Source organism: Natronorubrum halalkaliphilum, assembly GCF_009834785.1.
Lineage (GTDB): Archaea > Halobacteriota > Halobacteria > Halobacteriales > Natrialbaceae > Natronorubrum > Natronorubrum halalkaliphilum.
In genome coordinates this window covers 81,194-97,118 of record NZ_WUYX01000029.1, presented here as the reverse complement: position 1 = coordinate 97,118, position 15,925 = coordinate 81,194, and the positions used below count along the sequence as shown (strand labels likewise).

14 protein-coding genes and 1 tRNA gene are annotated in these 15,925 nt (G+C 65.3%); 9 read left to right on the top strand and 6 right to left on the bottom strand.

What is annotated here, in order from left to right; translation table 11 throughout:
• Positions 1-15 precede the first annotated feature (15 nt).
• Positions 16-87, bottom strand: a tRNA-Ala gene (locus GS429_RS09760).
• 395 nt (positions 88-482) lie between these two features.
• Here GS429_RS09760 and GS429_RS09755 point away from each other — a divergent pair.
• The 5 genes from GS429_RS09755 (at position 483) to GS429_RS09735 (ending at position 4,700) form a co-directional block, all read left to right on the top strand.
• Positions 483-950, top strand: a complete 468-nt coding sequence (locus tag GS429_RS09755; RefSeq protein WP_160065030.1) for a 30S ribosomal protein S15 — start codon at positions 483-485, stop codon at positions 948-950.
• A 31-nt stretch (positions 951-981) separates the two neighbouring features.
• Entirely contained in the window at positions 982-2,193 is a 1,212-nt protein-coding gene (locus GS429_RS09750; protein ID WP_160065028.1) for an exonuclease, read from the top strand.
• The gene (locus tag GS429_RS09745; protein ID WP_160065026.1) at positions 2,190-2,483 is read left to right on the top strand and encodes a KEOPS complex subunit Pcc1; all 294 of its coding nucleotides are present in this window, start codon (positions 2,190-2,192) and stop codon (positions 2,481-2,483) included. The genes GS429_RS09750 and GS429_RS09745 overlap by 4 nt, the downstream gene beginning before the upstream one ends.
• Positions 2,476-3,117, top strand: a complete 642-nt coding sequence (locus GS429_RS09740) for a 30S ribosomal protein S3ae (RefSeq protein ID WP_160065024.1) — start codon at positions 2,476-2,478, stop codon at positions 3,115-3,117. Before GS429_RS09745 ends, GS429_RS09740 begins: the two co-directional genes overlap by 8 nt.
• A 284-nt stretch (positions 3,118-3,401) precedes the next feature.
• Complete coding sequence (locus tag GS429_RS09735; protein WP_160065022.1) at positions 3,402-4,700, top strand: GNAT family N-acetyltransferase; 1,299 nt, start codon at positions 3,402-3,404, stop codon at positions 4,698-4,700.
• A 183-nt stretch (positions 4,701-4,883) separates the two neighbouring features.
• On the opposite strand, the gene GS429_RS09730 is transcribed toward GS429_RS09735, so the two are convergent.
• Both GS429_RS09730 and GS429_RS09725 read right to left on the bottom strand, forming a co-directional pair.
• Positions 4,884-6,065, bottom strand: a complete 1,182-nt coding sequence (locus tag GS429_RS09730) for an NAD(P)/FAD-dependent oxidoreductase (RefSeq protein ID WP_160065020.1) — start codon at positions 6,063-6,065, stop codon at positions 4,884-4,886.
• Between the two features lie 466 nt (positions 6,066-6,531).
• Positions 6,532-7,632, bottom strand: a complete 1,101-nt coding sequence (locus tag GS429_RS09725; RefSeq protein WP_160065018.1) for an NAD(P)/FAD-dependent oxidoreductase — start codon at positions 7,630-7,632, stop codon at positions 6,532-6,534.
• A 122-nt stretch (positions 7,633-7,754) separates the two neighbouring features.
• Between GS429_RS09725 and GS429_RS09720 the strand changes: the two genes are divergently transcribed.
• Both GS429_RS09720 and GS429_RS09715 read left to right on the top strand, forming a co-directional pair.
• Complete coding sequence (locus GS429_RS09720) at positions 7,755-8,744, top strand: ornithine cyclodeaminase family protein (protein WP_160065016.1); 990 nt, start codon at positions 7,755-7,757, stop codon at positions 8,742-8,744.
• 169 nt (positions 8,745-8,913) lie between these two features.
• Positions 8,914-10,842 (top strand): sensor histidine kinase, encoded by a 1,929-nt coding sequence (locus GS429_RS09715; RefSeq protein ID WP_328821327.1) that lies wholly within the window; start codon positions 8,914-8,916, stop codon positions 10,840-10,842.
• Between the two features lie 7 nt (positions 10,843-10,849).
• On the opposite strand, the gene GS429_RS09710 is transcribed toward GS429_RS09715, so the two are convergent.
• Together GS429_RS09710 and purL are read right to left on the bottom strand one after the other, a co-directional pair.
• Positions 10,850-11,443 carry a response regulator gene (locus GS429_RS09710; RefSeq protein WP_160065014.1) on the bottom strand — a complete coding sequence of 198 codons (594 nt, stop codon included), beginning with the start codon at positions 11,441-11,443 and terminating at the stop codon, positions 10,850-10,852.
• 98 nt (positions 11,444-11,541) lie between these two features.
• Entirely contained in the window at positions 11,542-13,734 is a 2,193-nt protein-coding gene (gene purL, locus GS429_RS09705; protein ID WP_160065012.1) for a phosphoribosylformylglycinamidine synthase subunit PurL, read from the bottom strand.
• Positions 13,735-14,113: 379 nt separating this feature from the next.
• Here purL and GS429_RS09700 point away from each other — a divergent pair, with 379 nt between their 5' ends.
• Entirely contained in the window at positions 14,114-14,452 is a 339-nt protein-coding gene (locus GS429_RS09700) for a hypothetical protein (RefSeq protein ID WP_160065010.1), read from the top strand.
• Positions 14,453-14,632: 180 nt separating this feature from the next.
• Here the strand turns inward: GS429_RS09700 and GS429_RS09695 are convergent, their stop codons facing one another.
• Complete coding sequence (locus GS429_RS09695) at positions 14,633-14,977, bottom strand: winged helix-turn-helix transcriptional regulator (protein ID WP_160065008.1); 345 nt, start codon at positions 14,975-14,977, stop codon at positions 14,633-14,635.
• A 353-nt stretch (positions 14,978-15,330) separates the two neighbouring features.
• On the opposite strand from GS429_RS09695, the gene GS429_RS09690 reads away from it, so the two are divergent.
• Positions 15,331-15,912 carry a flavin reductase family protein gene (locus GS429_RS09690; protein WP_425438200.1) on the top strand — a complete coding sequence of 194 codons (582 nt, stop codon included), beginning with the start codon at positions 15,331-15,333 and terminating at the stop codon, positions 15,910-15,912.
• Positions 15,913-15,925: the final 13 nt, after the last annotated feature.

Genomic DNA, 15,925 nt, shown 5'->3' with positions numbered 1-15,925 from the left:
ACGGTTAATTTCGAGTGGACTCGCCGGGATTTGAACCCGGGGCCTCTCCCATGCCAAGGGAGTGATCTACCTCTGATCTACGAGCCCTCGTTCGCATTCCTCCATTTCCGTCGGGAATAGATAAACCCCTCGAAATTGTCGAGCCGCCCCTGTCTATGACTCGCATAGGGCCGGTCGCTGCACACCCTCACGCACGAGTTGTTGTAGGCCTCGAGGCAGAAGCGCTGGCCTCGAGTACCACTCCACCAGTTCATTCGTTCGAGTAAGCGGACCCAAACCCACACAGCGCCGCACACGCAGATCCGTCACGGTCTAGAAACCCTTTAGTCCGTCCGAGCGAAAGCGACGGTGGGAAGCGCACGGCCGCAAATCTGACTGTGCCATCGACTCTTTCCGGATGGCTTGGGATTGCGGAAGTGCACGGGCAGCCGGTTTCGGCTGTCACACTATCGGAGCGGTCAGTGCGGTTCCTATCCTCAACAATGGCACGAATGCACACCCGCCGCCGTGGCTCGTCCGGTTCGGACAAGCCAGCGGCAGACGAACCACCGGAGTGGAGCGACGTTGACTCGGACGATATCGAATCTCGAGTCGTCGAACTAGCGGAGCAGGGCTACGAGCCGAGCCAGATCGGCATGAAGCTGCGTGACGAAGGCGTCACGGGCACGCCCATCCCGGACGTCAAGCTGGCGACCGGCAAGAAGATCGGCGAGATCCTCGAGGAAAACGACGCGACCGCGGACATTCCCGAGGACCTTCGCAACCTGATGGAGCGCGCCATCGGCCTGCGCGAGCACATCCGAGAGAACCCGCAGGACTACCAGAACAAGCGCGCCCTGCAGAACACGGAATCGAAGGTCCGCCGACTCGCCGACTACTACCGCGGTGACGAACTCGAGCCGGACTTCTCGTACAACTACGAAACGGCGAAGGAACTCCTCGAGAAGTAAGCCGACCCCTGAACGCAGATACGCACACAATATGGCAACCGAGCGTCGTTCCGCCGAGCCGTCGTCCGCCCCCGTCGCCAGCGCACTCGAGAGCGCCGGCTTCGCGCACATCGTTGCGCGGGCCGACGGCGACGCGCTCGCGACGAGCGGTCTCCTCGCGAGAGCGCTGACCGACCGCGGGACGCCGTTCCAGGTGAGCGTCGGCCGGACCGTCGCGGATCGAACCGCACGCGTTCGCGACCGCGAGCCGGCGACCGATGACGTCACGATCGGCGTCGGCGCGATCGACGCTGACGTCACACGACTCGACGACGCCGACCGACCCGCCACGCTCGCAGCGCTCGACGTCGTCCGCGAGATCGGATCGACGCCGGATCCCGTGCTCGCACTGGCCGGCCTCGTCGCCGCCGACGTGGAGCCGGGTGCCGGCGAGAGTGAGTGGATCCTCGAGACCGCGCGCGAACGCGGTCTCGTCGAGCGCCGACCGGGCGTCGGGATCCCGACGGGCGATCCGGTCGACGGGATCGCTCACTCGACGCGCCTCCGCGCGCCGTGGTCGGGCGATCCGGACGCAACTCGAGACGCACTCGAGGGGCTCGGCGCCGATCTCGACGAGCCCGCTGATTTCGACGGGGACGATCACCGAGCGATCGCTTCCGCCGTCGCACTCGACGTGGTCGGCGACGACGAGGCTGCCGCGGCCGCCGCGGAGACGATCCAGCGCGCGCTCAGACCGTACGCGACGCCCGACCACGCGTTCGCGACGGTCGGCGGCTACGCGGATGTGCTCGAGGCGACGGCCCGGACCGAGCCCGGTACCGGCGCTGCGCTCGCGATGGGCCATGGGGTCCACGAGCCGGCGCTTGCGGCCTGGCGCGAGGACGGTCGTCGCGCCCACGCGGCGCTCGAGGGAGCGTCGACCGGTCGCTACGACGGCCTGTTCGTCGTCGGCATCGACGACGGGCCGGTCGAGACGGTCGCTCGCATCGCGGCCACCTACCGATCGCCGGAACCCGTGGTTCTCGCCGTCGGAGACGGTGAGGCTGCGATCGCGACCCGCGGCGACGATCACCTCGGCGCGACCGTCGAGGCCGTTGCGCGGGAACTGGGTGCCGACGATTCGGATTCGAACGGAGCCCAGGAAGGCGTCGAATACGACAGCAGCCGCCGCCGCGGCTATCTGCGATACGACACGGCCAGGGACGAATCGACGATCATCGCGGCAGTGAGGGAGCGACTATGAGCCGGCGAGCGACGATCCGGACAACCCACGACGATCCCGAACTCGTTGCGCGGGCGCTGTGCCCGGACAACACCGACGAGATGGAGACCGTCGTCGACGGCGACGCGGTCGTGACGCGGATCGACCGCGAGACGACCGGCGGTCTGCACTCGAACGTCGACGATTACGTCGTCAACCTCGAGGTCGCGATGGAGGTTACGGAGCGGACACGAGCGGGACAGGACGAGCAACCGACGGACACGGGACCTGTGTCCGACAGCGACTCAGATACATCAACACACAATGAGTGAACGATCAGTTTCACGCGCGAAACAGGAGAAGCGGTGGTACACCGTTCTGGCACCCGAGCAGTTCGACCGCCAGGAACTCGGCGAAACCCCCGCTGACGAACCGGAGAAAGTCTACGACCGAACCATCGAAACGACGCTCGGCGAGTTGACCAACAACGCCAGCGAGAACAACACGAAGCTCACCTTCAAGATCACCGACGTCGGAAGCGACTCGGCGTACACGGAGTTCGTCGAGCACTCCCTGACACGGGATTACCTCCGTTCGCTGGTCCGCCGCGGTGCCTCGAAGGTCGAGGCCTACGTCACCGTCCTCACGACGGACGACTACCGCGTCCAGATTCAGCCCGTCGCCTTCACGACCAAGAAGGCCGATGCGAGCCAGGAGAAGGCCATCCGCGAAAAGATGGTCGAGATGGTCGAAGAGGCCGCTGCCGAGCGGACCTTCGAGGAACTCATCGACAGCGTCGTCGAAGGCCGACTCTCGTCGGGCATCTACGGCGAAGCCAAGACGATCTACCCGCTTCGCCGCGTCGAGATCCAGAAGTCGACCCTCGAGGCCCACCCCGAGGAAGTCGCCGAAGAGGAAGCGACCTCCGTCGACGTCGACGACGAAGACGTTGCGACCGGCGACTAACGGACACGGACGACTCGACGGCAGCAGCCGGCGAGCCGACTGAACGACCGACGATCGATTTTTTACGATGATTCCGACCTCGAGTCGGAACTGGCAGTAACGGATCGAAAGCGTCGATCTCATACTGCCGGACAGAACTATTCGAAGATCGGTCGCACTACTGCGATCGTCATCCTCGAGGACGGCCGCGAATTCGCGACCGACTTCTCAGTGACTTCTGTCCGACAGTATCAGGCCGTCCGCGATCACGAACAGTTTTCCCGGTCGCCCGCACCGTCGTTCGTATGGTCGACTATCGCGCGATTCCCGACGAACGGGAGCTCTTTCACGAGTATCGAAGCTACGCGTTCAGACCCGAGAACGGCGTTCCCGCGTACGATCCCGACGAGCACGAGACGCCGCGGGACACCCTCGGTTCCCGTCGCGGGCTGTACGCGAGCGACGACGAGACCGGGTCCGAGAACCCGACGCCGCGCTGTGTCTGTCGGCACTACTGGCTCGAGGCCCGCGTCCGCGGGGACGCCCATCGAACCGCCGGGCTGGCGTCGGTTGCGACGCCGCCCGAGTATCGTCGACAGGGTCACGTCCGGCAGTTGCTCGCTCGTTCGCTCGAGGAGTACCGCGAGCACGACGTTCGATTTTCGATACTGTGGCCGTTTCAGTACCGGTTCTATCGACAGTACGGCTGGGATACGAGCAACCGCGTCCTCACCCACGACTGCGAGCCCGAAGTGTTGTCGTTCGCGACGGACGAGAGAGTTAGGGGCGGCCGATTTCGAAGACTCGAGGCCAACGACTACGGCCTGCTCGAGTCCGCGTACGAGGCCCACGCCGACCGGTACGGCCTCGCCCTCGAGCGCGACGAGGACTGGTGGCGCCATCGCGTGTTCGGCGGCCACGATCGAGATCCGTTCGTTTACGCATTCGAACGCGGCGGAGACGGGAATGGGGACGTCGCGGGCTACCTCGTCTACACGATCGACGGGGAGATGGGTGACCGGACGATGGACGTCTCCGAACTCGTCTTTGCAGATCACGACGCGTTCCTGGCGCTGCTGTCGTTCTGCGCCGATCACGACTCGCAGGCCCAGCGCGTGCGCCTGCGAGGTCCTGAGGAGATCCCGCTTCGTGCGGTCGCCCGAGACCCCGACGAGATCGACACGACCGTCACGGACGGCCCGATGGTTCGACTCGTCGACGTAGCGGAGACGCTGTCTGCGCTCTCGTATCCCGATTCCGGCGTCGATTCGGTTTCCGGTTCCAGGTCCGATCTCGACGCTGATTCCGCCCCTAACCTCGAATCACCCCTGACGGTCGCCGTCGAGGACCCGCTGGCCGACTGGAACGACGGGGTCTTTCGGCTCGCGACGTCGGCCGGCGAAGTCAGCTGCGAGCGTCTCACCGAGGACGCCACGCCCGACGCGGCCCTCGAGATCGGCGCGCTCTCGCAACTCGTCGTCGGCGCACGGTCGGCCAGCGACCTCGAGCGACGAGGTCGACTCGAGGCGACGGATTCGGGCGCGGTCGAGACGCTGTCGGCGCTCTTTCCGGAGACCGCCGTCTATCACGGCGATCGATACTGAGGGGGCCGAATCCGATGCGAATCACCACCATAAACGACTGGCGGCTACCGCCGTTCGTGGATCCGGCACCAGCACGGTGAGTCGTTCTCGTATAGCGTTTCTGACCGCCGAGGCGTGAATCGACGTCGTGGCCATCCAACTAATCCTCGCTGTAAACCCCGTCTCGCATGGTCGTCCCACCTCTCAGACGACGTTTCGCTCCAGTCGCTCGGCGTCCCGTCCGAACCGATCGCTCGAGAGCGCCTTGATATCGACCAGCGACGCCTCGTCCTCGGTCACGAGTTCGGCCACCAGTTTCCCGGTCGCGGGTGCGTGCTGGAACCCGTGACCCGAGAATCCGGCCGCCGTGACGAAGCCGGGAACCGTCTCCTCGAGAATCGCCGTATCGTCCGGCGTCACCGCGTAGAGTCCCGCCCAGCCGCGTTTGACCGCCGACTCGGGCCCGAAGTAGCTCGTCCACTCGGCGACGGCCTCGAGGGCGTCGATGCTCCAGTCGAAATCCATCGAGCGATCGTAGCCGTTCGGATCGCGGGCGGGATCGGGCGGGCCGAAGTGGCCGCCGACCAGCGCGTCGCCGTCTCGATCCGGGCGGAAGTAGGACCCGCTCTCGAGATCGATCGTCAGCGGATCGGTTTCCGGAACGGACTGTTCGGGCTTGACGACGGCGATCTGTCGTCGCTTCGGAGTGATCGGCAGCGAAACGTCGGCCATCGCGGCGATTTCGCGGGCCCACGGCCCCGCGGCGTTGACGACGTACGCAGCCTCGAGTCGCCCGTCGGGCGTTTCGACGCCAGTCACTCGACCCGCAGTGTCGCCACCGTCGTCACCAGCACCGGCCCCCTCCCGAATCACGTCCGTGACGGGCGTCTTCGTCCGGATGTCAACACCCGCGTCGGTCGCGGCCCGTGCATATCCCTGCAATGCGAGATGGGGATCGGCGAACCCGTCGGTCGGCGAGTACGTCCCCGCGACGAACCGATCGGGGTCGATTCCCGGACAGTGCTCCTGCGCGGCGTCGGGATCCAGCAGTTCGCTGGGAACGCCGCGCTCGTTTTGCATCGCGACCGTTTCCTCGAGTTCCGCGCCGACCGCCTCGCTGCGAGCGAGGAAGAGGTAGCCCGTCCGTCGATACTCGATATCGATTCCGAACCGTTCCTCGAAGCGCTCCCAGACGCGCATGCTCTCGCGGGACAACTCGACGTTGACCGGCGTCGAGAACTGCGCGCGAATGCCGCCCACGGATCGCTCGGTGCTTCCCGAACCGATCGAGCCCCGTTCGCAGACGACGACGTCGGCGCCTCGAGTGGCGAGTTCGTACGCGCTCGCCAGACCGACGATGCCGCCGCCGATCACGACTACTGTCATGCGATACCCATCGCTTCGCCACAGGATAAGGCTTCGTTCGCCTCTCGGCGGTCGACGACGGAGCTGTCAGCCGCTTAAACGCAAACGGCCACCGCTCCGTTCGGATCTCTCGGCGGGTGAACAGCTCCGTACCGCGGTCGCTCGGCGGTGTACGGTCACGTGCGTACCGAGTACGGCCGTATCCAAGCGAGTGGGAATCAGAACTGGATTGATAGTGGAAGCAGAATAGTGTTCACTCGTCGCGCGTTCGCCGCGCGACCGTTGTCTACCAACCATCCCCCCACCCACCCCCACTTGGCTGTCTCCGGTGTCGGTCTTGCACCGACGGCACCGGAGCCCGCTTTTCGTAGCCCTCACTACCGTCGTCAACCGCCGCAATCACGGGTTCTCATGATGTGTCACGCCGCGGTGTAGTAGCCCACTGACACCGACGAATTTCGAGTGACAACCGCACGGCCGGATCCCATCAAAACCGGTCCGGGGAGAGTCGGTCTCGAGATTCGCCGGCCAAATCCTCCTCGAGGACGCCGTACACGACGTCTGCGACGGCCGGAGCGAGCGTAATCCCCTGTCCCGTCATTCCGCAGGCGACGACGAACCCGTCCACGTTCGTTTCGCCGACGATGGGCCGTCCGTCCGGCGTAACGGTCCGAAGACCGACCCACTCGTCGGCGACCGAGGCATCCTCGAGTGCCGGGACGACCGTCGCGAGAGCCCTCGCGGAGTCGGCGAAGCCGTCCGGAACGGCGGCCTCGTCCGGATCGTAGCGCTGTCCGTCGTCGTAGCCGGTCCGGTACTCGCCGACCCACGCACCGGTCCCGTCGGCTCCGCCGGTCGGGCGCACGTACCGCTTGGACTCGAGGATCGTCACGGGACTCTCGATCGGGTCGTCGCTCTCGAGTGCTACCATCGGGCCGAGCGTCTGTCTGAGCGGGAGCGAAACGTCGACCAGTTCGTTTACCGCCGGTGCCCACGGACCGGTCGCGTTGATCACGCAGTCGGCGTCGAGTCGGCCGGTATCGGTTTCGACGCTCGAGACGGCGCCCTCGCTGAGGACGATGTCAGTTACCGCCGCTTCCGTTCGAACCTCAACGCCCGTTTGCCGAGCACAATCGGCGAACCAGTTGGCGACGGCGGTCGGATCGCAGAGCGCGTCGTTCGGCGTGTACAGCCCGCCGACGAACCCGTCGGGATCGACGCCGAGCCGCGACAGTTCGTCGGCCGGCAGGTACGAGGCCTCGAGTCCGCGATCGCTGAGCGTCGCCGCGGACTCTTCGAGTCGATCCGCAAACGTCGCCGTTTCGGCAACGTAGAGGACGCCGACTCGAGTCGACTCGAGCGGACTCCGCTCGAAGAGGTCGTCGTAGACCGACCGCGCTCGCTCGCGAAACCGCAGGTCGAACGGCGTCGGGTCGATGACGGTCTCCATCAGAATGCCCGCGGAAGCCGCGGTCGTCTCCGTTCCGATCCCCGACCGTTCGACGAGCGCAACGTCGTGCTCGGTCTCACCGAGGCGCGCTGCGATCGCGGTCCCGACGATACCGCCGCCGACGATGACGATATCCATGCGATAAGCTACCACGGCCAACTACAAACACACTCCGCCGGCCGAACGCTCGCTGCGACGCGAATCCGGGGCCGGTCGCGGGCGACGGCACCACTGAAGTAGCCCTCCGACGATGTGTGCGTATGGTTCGCGTGCTCTCTGACGAGGAGGTCGCCTCGGTCCTCGACCTCGAGGCGCTGTTGCCCGTCGTCGCCGATGCGTTTGAAAAGCAACGAACGGGTTCGGTCGAACGGCCCGAGCGACCCCACTACCCGATCGGGAAGGGGATCGATCCCGACGCACCGGAAGAACCGACCGGGACCGGACTTTGTATGCCCGCGTACGTCCACGGAGCCGCCTACGCCGCGACGAAACTCGTCGCCGTCGTCGAGGACAACCCCGAGCGCGGGTTGCCGACGGTCACCGCCCAGATTTCGCTCACCGACGCGGAAACCGGCCAGCCGGTCGGCTACCTCGCGGGCAACCGGATTACTAACGCCCGAACCGGCTGTATCGGCGGGCTCGCCGCCCGCGAACTCGCGACCGACGGCCCCATCGAACTGGCGGTGATCGGCGCCGGCACGCAGGCCCGCTGGCAAACGCGGGCCGTCGCCGCCGCGGTCGGCAGCGACCGCCTCGAGTCGATCCGCGTCTACTCCTCCAGCGACTCCCGCGTGGACTGCGCTCGCGACCTCGAATCCGAACTCGGCGTCTCGGCGACGCCGGTCTCGAGTCCGCGCGAGGCCGTGACGGACGCCTCGGTCGTCGTCACGGCGACGACGAGCACCGAGCCGGTATTTCCGGGCGAGGCTCTCGCCGATGGCACGCTCGTGATCGCCATCGGCGCGTACACGCCCGAGATGCGCGAACTGGACGCCGCGACGATCGAACGCGCGTCCCGCGTCGTCGCCGACGTCCCGGCGGAAGCCCGCGAGACCGGCGACCTGCGCGGCCACGTCGCCCTCGAGGTTCACCCATTCGGGGACGTGTTAGCCGGTCGACGGGGCCGGGAGTCTGCGGACGAGATCGTCGTCCTCGAGAGCGTCGGGACGGCGGTTCTCGACGCCGCAACTGCCGAATTCGTGTTCGATCGGGCCGCCGACCGCGGGATCGGAACGACGCTGGTGCTGTAGCTGGCCGCCGATCGAACCGTCTTCGGGACACAGCCACGACACTGAAATAGGCGGTTCGCAAAGAAGGGAGTAACTGGCTGCTGATGAGTACAACGACAGATCGGATGTCGCGGTCCGGTGGCGGACGGACCGCGACGCCGACATCGAATCGGGATGGGGGTTCGGAGCCGTGACGCTGCGATCCGTGCCGATCGTCGACCGCGTCACCGACGCCTTCTTCGCACTCGATACGGACTTCCGGTTTACCTATCTCAACGAGCGCGCCGAGACGCTGCTGAAACGCTCTCGAAACGACCTGATCGGTCGGGTGATGTGGGACGAGTTTCCCCACACCGTCGAAACCCAGTTTCCCGACGGGTTCCACCACGCGATGGACGAGCAGGTCCCCGTCTCGTTCGAGGTGTATCACGCCCACTTAGAAACCTGGTTCGAGGCGCGCGCATACCCCTCCGAAACCGGGCTGTCGGTGTACATGCGCGACGTCACCGAGCGCAAGTCCCAGGAGACCTCGCTCGCGCAACACGCCGCCGCCGTCGAAGCGGTCCACGACGCGGTCGTTACCCTCGATCGCAACCGGGAAATCGTCACCGTCAACAACGCCATCGAGAAGGTTTTCGACACCGAACGGAGCGAACTCGTCGGCAAGCACGTCGAAACCCTCACCCAACTGGCGGGAATCTCGGACGAACACGCCGTCGAGATCGGGCAGGCGATTACCGACGTCGACGTCGGGAACGCTGACAAGCGCCGGCTCGAGTTGCCCTTTAGCGACGGGTACGGAAACGATCGAATCGGCGAATTCCAGATCGTTCCGATCGAGGACGACGTCGCGACCGTCGCCGGCGTCGTCCGCGACGTCACGGACCGCCACGAGTACGAACGCATCATTACGTCGCTCCACGAGGTCACCCGCTGGCTGCTCGAGTCCGACGACCCCGAGGAGATCTGTGCGATCGCCGTCCACTCGGGAAGCGACCTGCTCGACCTACCCCTCAGCGGCGTCTGGCTGTTAGACGAGGAACACGGCTATCTCGAGCCGGTCGCCGGAACGGCCGGCGCACACGACGAGTTCGGTGGTCTGCCGCGATTTAACCCCAACGAGGGACTGATCTGGGACGTGTTCGAAGCCGGCAGCGTCGAACGGTTCGACGATCTGGGGACGGTCGATGACCTCTACAACCCCGACTCGCCGATTCGCTCGGAGATCATCGCGCCGATCGGCACCCACGGCGTCCTCATGACCGGGTCGCTCGAGCCCCACCAGTTCGACGAGACGGACGTCGATCTCATCTCGACGCTGGTCGAGAACACCCGGGCCGCCCTCGATCGAGCCGAGCGCGAACGGGTCCTTCGAGACCGAACCGACGAACTCGAGCGCCAGACCGAACGCCTCGAGTCGGTCGCTAACGTCCTCTCGAGCGACCTGAAACAGCAGCTGTCGACCGTTGCGGATACGTTGGAGGACAGAAACGAGGCCGAAACCGAGAGCGGGAACGTGAACGGGAGCGACATCAAGACCGACGACTGGGAGTTCCCGCTGGCGGAGGATTCGGTAACGGAAACGCTCGACCGCGCCGAACGGCTCGTCGACGACGTTCGGGAGTTCGCGCGGAACGCCGCGACAGTCGGGACCCGCAGTCGGCTCGATCTCGAGGACGCGATCGAAACCGCCCTCGAACGGTCACGGCTCGACGAAAACCGAGTCATCGTCGAACAAGCGGCGACGCTCCGAGCCGACACCGATCGGTTCGTCCACCTGCTCGAAACGGCGTTCGACGACGCCGCCGCCCGCGCCGACGGGACGGTCACGATTCAGGTCGGGCTCCTCGGATTCGACGCGACCGATGATTCGCGGGGCTTTTATCTGTTAGACGACGCCGCCGAAATTCCGCCGGCCGCTCACGAGCAGGTGCTCGAGCCGACGGCCAATTCCGCCGGCACTGCGACCGACAGAAAGACGAGTATCGACGGTCTCGGCCTCGCACTCGTCAGGGCCATCGCCGAAGCCCACGACTGGACGCTCTCGGTCGATAACGGCGAGAACGGCGGAACGCGCCTCGAGATTCGTGACGTGACGACCCTCGAGAAACAGGGGTGACCAAACCTCACCCCGAATCCTGCCGGACGGACCCTCGACTGATGTCCTGACAGAGCCGTCTATAGCCGTCCCGCTCGAGGAGTTCCTCCATCGTTTCGTTGACCTGAACGCGAAGGACCGCCAGCTGATCCTGTAGTTGGGCGTACTCCTCGCTCGAGCGGAGTTCGGCATCGCTCTTCTCGGCTTTGAGGAGAGCGTTTTTCGAGGAGAGAGCGAAGAACCGCTGGAGTTGTTCGTCGTAGCTCGAGCGCAACAGAAGTTGGTCGACGATCTGCAGGAGTTCGGCCTTCGAGACCGGCTTGACGAGGTAATCGTCGAACCCGAGCTCGATGATATCGAAGTCCGGTTCGACGGCGGTGACCATCGCGATGCGACACTCGAGGCCGTCCTCGCGGATCGTCGAAAGAATCTCGTCGCCCGACAGCACGGGCATCCGTCGATCGAGGAGGACGACATCGACGGTCTCGTCGATCGCTTCGAGCGCTTCTTCACCGTCGTAGGCCGTCTCGACGTCGTACGTGTCTTCGAGCCAGGTGGCGTACAGGGTCGCGAGGTCCGGCTCGTCCTCGACGATCAGAACGGACGGTGTATTAGTGGCCATCGAACGGTATCTCCCCCGAAGCTGTCGGTTCGTCGTAGACGTCGTACCGGGGATATATGAATATATCGGGCGATTAGTAATTTCCGATGCTGATACCCTTACTCGAGCCCGCGTTCGATCGTCGCGCGTCGATCCCGGATTTCGCCCGCGTCGGTCGTGAGCGTTCGGTCGCCGACCGCGATCCCGAGCGTGCCGTCGTCAGTCACCGCGCCGAGTTCGACGACCGGAGTGACGCCCTCGAAGGCGTCGCTGACGACCTCGGGGGACTCAGTCTGGATCAGCGCTCGACCCGGTTGCTCGTGGAAGAGCGCGGCCGCCGCGGCCGTTTCACTGCCGGATTCGGGGACGGGTATCGACGCCTCGAGCCCGGCGTCGTCGGTAACCATTTCGGCCAGTGCAACCGCGAGGCCGCCGTGGCTGACGTCGTGGACCGCCAGCGTCGTCTCGTCGTTTGCGACCTCGGCGAGCGTCTCGACGACGGCGGCGGGATCCGCAGGCAGTTCGGGGAACCGGTCGCTACCGCCGGTCCGAGCGAGGTACTCGGAGCCGCCGAGTCGGAGATCACCGTTCTCGAGGCCGGTGTCGCCGACTAACAGAACCGTGGTGTCGGTGTCGGGTTCGAGCGATAGCGGCGGTGCGTCGTAGCCGTCTTTGGTTCCGACCATCGCGAGCGTCGGCGTCGGCGGGATGGGACCGGTCACGGAATCGTTGTACAGCGAGACGTTGCCACCGACCACCGGCGAGGACAGCGACTCACACATGTCCGCGAGGCCGTCGACGATCCCCTTGAAGCCGCCGTAGACGTCCGGCTTCTCCGGGTTGCCGCCGTTGAGACAGTCGACGGCGGCCAGCGGCGTCGCGCCCTTGGCCGCGATGTTCGTCGCGTTCTCGAGGGCGACCGCACGGGCCCCCTCGAACGGTGCGGCGGTCGTCCAGTTCGGTGCCGCACCCGACGAAATTGCGAGCCCCTGTTCGGCTTCTCGGATCGCGATAATAGCGGCGTCGTCGCCCGGCCCGACGCTCGTCCGAACGCCGACCTCGTGGTCGTACTGGCGGTAGACCCACCGCTTCGACGCCGTGTTCGGACTCGAGACGACCGTGTCGAAGGCGTCCTCGAGGGACGTTTCCGGGAGCTCCGTTTCGGGCTGTTCGGGCTCCTCGCTCGGGAGGTCGTTCATCGGCGCGCCCTCGCCGAGGAAGTACGCGTCGACGTCGACGACCGTCTCACCGTTAAAAGTGCAGGTGTAGTTCCCGTCGGTGACCTCGCCGATAACCGAACAGCCAAGGTCGAATCGGTCGGCGATTTCGCGCACGCGCTCGACGTTGTCCGGCGTCACTTCGTAACACATCCGCTCCTGGGATTCGGCGAGGAGGATCTCCAGTGCGTTCATGTTCGGCTCGCGCTGGTGAACCCGCTCGAGTTCGATCCGGGCACCGAGACCGCCTTTGGCGACGAGTTCGCTCGAGGCGCCGCCGAGGCCGGCGGCACCGAGGTCGCGGGCGGATTCGATCAGCCCCTCGTCGACGAGTTGCTCGTTGGCTTCGATCAGCAACTTCTCGGCGTAGGGGTCGCCGACCTGGACCGCGGGTCGGTCCTCGGTTTCGGCGTCTTCGGCCAGATCCTCGCTGGCGAAGCTCGCGCCGCCCAGTCCGTCGCGGCCGGTCCCGTTGCCGACGAGGACGAGTTTGTTGCCGGGTTCCTGTGCGACGGCGGTGACGAGTCGCTCCTCGTTGGTCAGACCGACGCAGGCGACGTTCACGAGTGGGTTGCCCTCGTAGTCGGAATGGAAGTCGACGCTGCCGGCGACCGTAGGAACGCCGATACAGTTGCCGTAGTGGCTGATTCCCTCGACGACGCCCTCGAAGAGGTACTTCGAGTGTTCGTCCTCGAACTCGCCGAAGTACAGCGAGTCCGCGAGCGCGATCGGGTAGGCCCCCATCGACAGGGTGTCACGGACGATGCCGCCGACGCCCGTCGCGGCTCCGTCGAAGGGATCGACGTAGGACGGGTGGTTGTGGCTCTCGATCCCCATCGTAATGTACGTGCGATCGTCTCCGTCCTCGTCCGCTTCGTCGTCCTCGCTCCCGGGCAGTGCGACGACTGCGGCGTCGTCACCCGGTCCGATGACGACCTGGTCGCCCTCGCTGTCGAAGGCCGAGAGTAGCGGTCTCGAGGAGCGGTACGCGCAGTGTTCGCTCCAGAGGTTCTCGAACAGCGCCGCCTCCGCTGGAGTCGGCTCTCGCTCCAGTTCCTCGACGACGAGTTCGCGGTCCGAATCGGCAAGACTCATTCATGTCGGTGATGGAAGTCGGGTAGTAAATGGGTTTCTATGTACACGTTCGTGTATCGATACGGGTACTGACTCGGATGGCCTCGAGGGCGGACGTTCCGCCTGCGAACGGTGGGCCGAGTACGCTGAGACGGTCCGCGGCAGGGGACACCACGCTCTGGAAGCGCTCGAGCACGCGCGGGTAAAATCGGTGGAGAGAGGTCGGTACCGCGGTATCGTGGTATCGCGGATAATCTATCGATCGATCGGCCGGATTTCTCCGGGCGGATGGCTGATTTTCCGCCCGTAGTGGATGTGTTTACCTCGAAATCTGCGAGAGAATGAAGGACGGATAGGTATTTTGGCCGAAATTTAAGCGACTGCGATAGAATCGCCAGACATGGGACTGTTGAAGAACTTCTTCATCGGCGGCGCTCGTCCGAAAGTCGAAAACGGCGAAATCCGCTGCGGCGAGTGTCGTGAGATCGTTCAACCGGACGCAAAGCGGTGTCCGAACTGTCAATCCGATATTTTCACCCTGAAAGGGCGGGTACTGTCGCGGCTTCCGGGGCTGCTCGGACTGATACTGCTGGTACAGGGCTCCATAGCCGGCGGCGCGTTCGGGTCGCTCGGGATGGTACTCGGACTGGCTCTCCTCGGCGTCGCGGTCTACTACTTCCTGAAAGCGCCAATCTACTCCGCTCGCCCGCCACACCGTCCGTCGCGTCCGAACCGGTAGTGGTCGGGACGAACTAGCATAGGTTTGACGGCACGGGAACACTCGAGAGAGTCGTCCGTCACGAACGGCGCGACGTGCGGGGCGGGCAGCGTCGCTCGAGTTGTCCGCGTTTGCTGTCAGTATCTCCCAGCGGGCAGGACGGTCGCGGCCTCCGAAAGGGAAGGGGCGGTAGCAGCGTTCTCAGGCGTCACAGCTCTCGAGCCACGAGCCGGCCCAGCACTCGATTTCGTCGAACACCGGCTCGAGCGATTCGCCCTTGGCCGTCAGGCTGTAGTACGTCGCGATCGGGGCGTCTTCCTCGAGGCGCCGTTCGACGAAGCCCATGTCGCCGAGGTCGTCGAGCACGCGCGAGAGCGTCCGCGCGTTCGCACCGGTCGAGCGTTTGAGTTCGTTAAAGCGCTGCTCGCCCTCGAGAAGTTCGTGGAGGACCGCCAGCCGCCATTGGGAGCCGATCTGCTCTAAGGACTCGATAACGGGACAGGCACCGACGTTTTGTTCGCGGGGTTTCGTCTCTGGAGATGACATCGTCGGGGTCTGCTCCCGACTACGTCGCGAACGACTTTAGCGGTTCGGGTCCGAACCAGCTAACACGGCGTTAGTTGCGTCGGCGAACCGCGGACGACGAGACCCATGACGAAGACACGACCGACGACTGGCCCTGGACTGTACCGGCTCACGAACGGCGTCGCTTTCCCGCTCGCACTCGAGGTGATCGTTTGATGACGACCGACGAACCCGGACCGACGGAGGGGAAGGGTGGACCGAACGAGACTGGCGGGACGAACGACGCGAACGGCCCGAACGACACGAGTGACACGGGTAAGACGAACGATACCACCGACACAAACGATACGAACGACACGAACGAACTCCTCGAGATCGACGTCGATTCCCACGACGGGTCGCTCTACCGAATTCTCTCGAGTGCAGTCGTGCCGCGGCCGATCGCCTGGGTGAGCACACGGAACGCGGACGGCGTCGACAACCTCGCGCCGTACAGCTTCTTCACCGTCGCGTCGGTCGACCCGCCGGTGCTCCTCTTCGCGCCCGTCGACGGCGCCGACGGGTTGAAGGACACGCCGCGAAACATCCGCGAAACGGACGAATTCGTCGTCAACATCGTCACCGACGGCCTCTCGGATGCGATGAACGAAACGAGTGCGACCCTCCCGGCCAACGAAAGCGAGTTCGACCACGCCGGTATCGAGCGGGCCGACTCGAAACTGATCGACGCCCCTCGAGTCGCCGACGCGAAAATCGCGTTCGAATGCACCCTTCGGGACTTCCTCGACGTCGGCGGGTCCACGCTCGTTCTCGGCGACGTTCGCTACGTCCATCTCCGGAACTCCGTAACGACCGACGGCAAGGTCGACGTCAACGATGTCGACGCCATCGGCCGACTGGCCGGGAGCCTGTACGCGCGGACGGACGATCGGTTCGGTCTCGAGCGACCGCCGTAGCCGGCGACGGCGA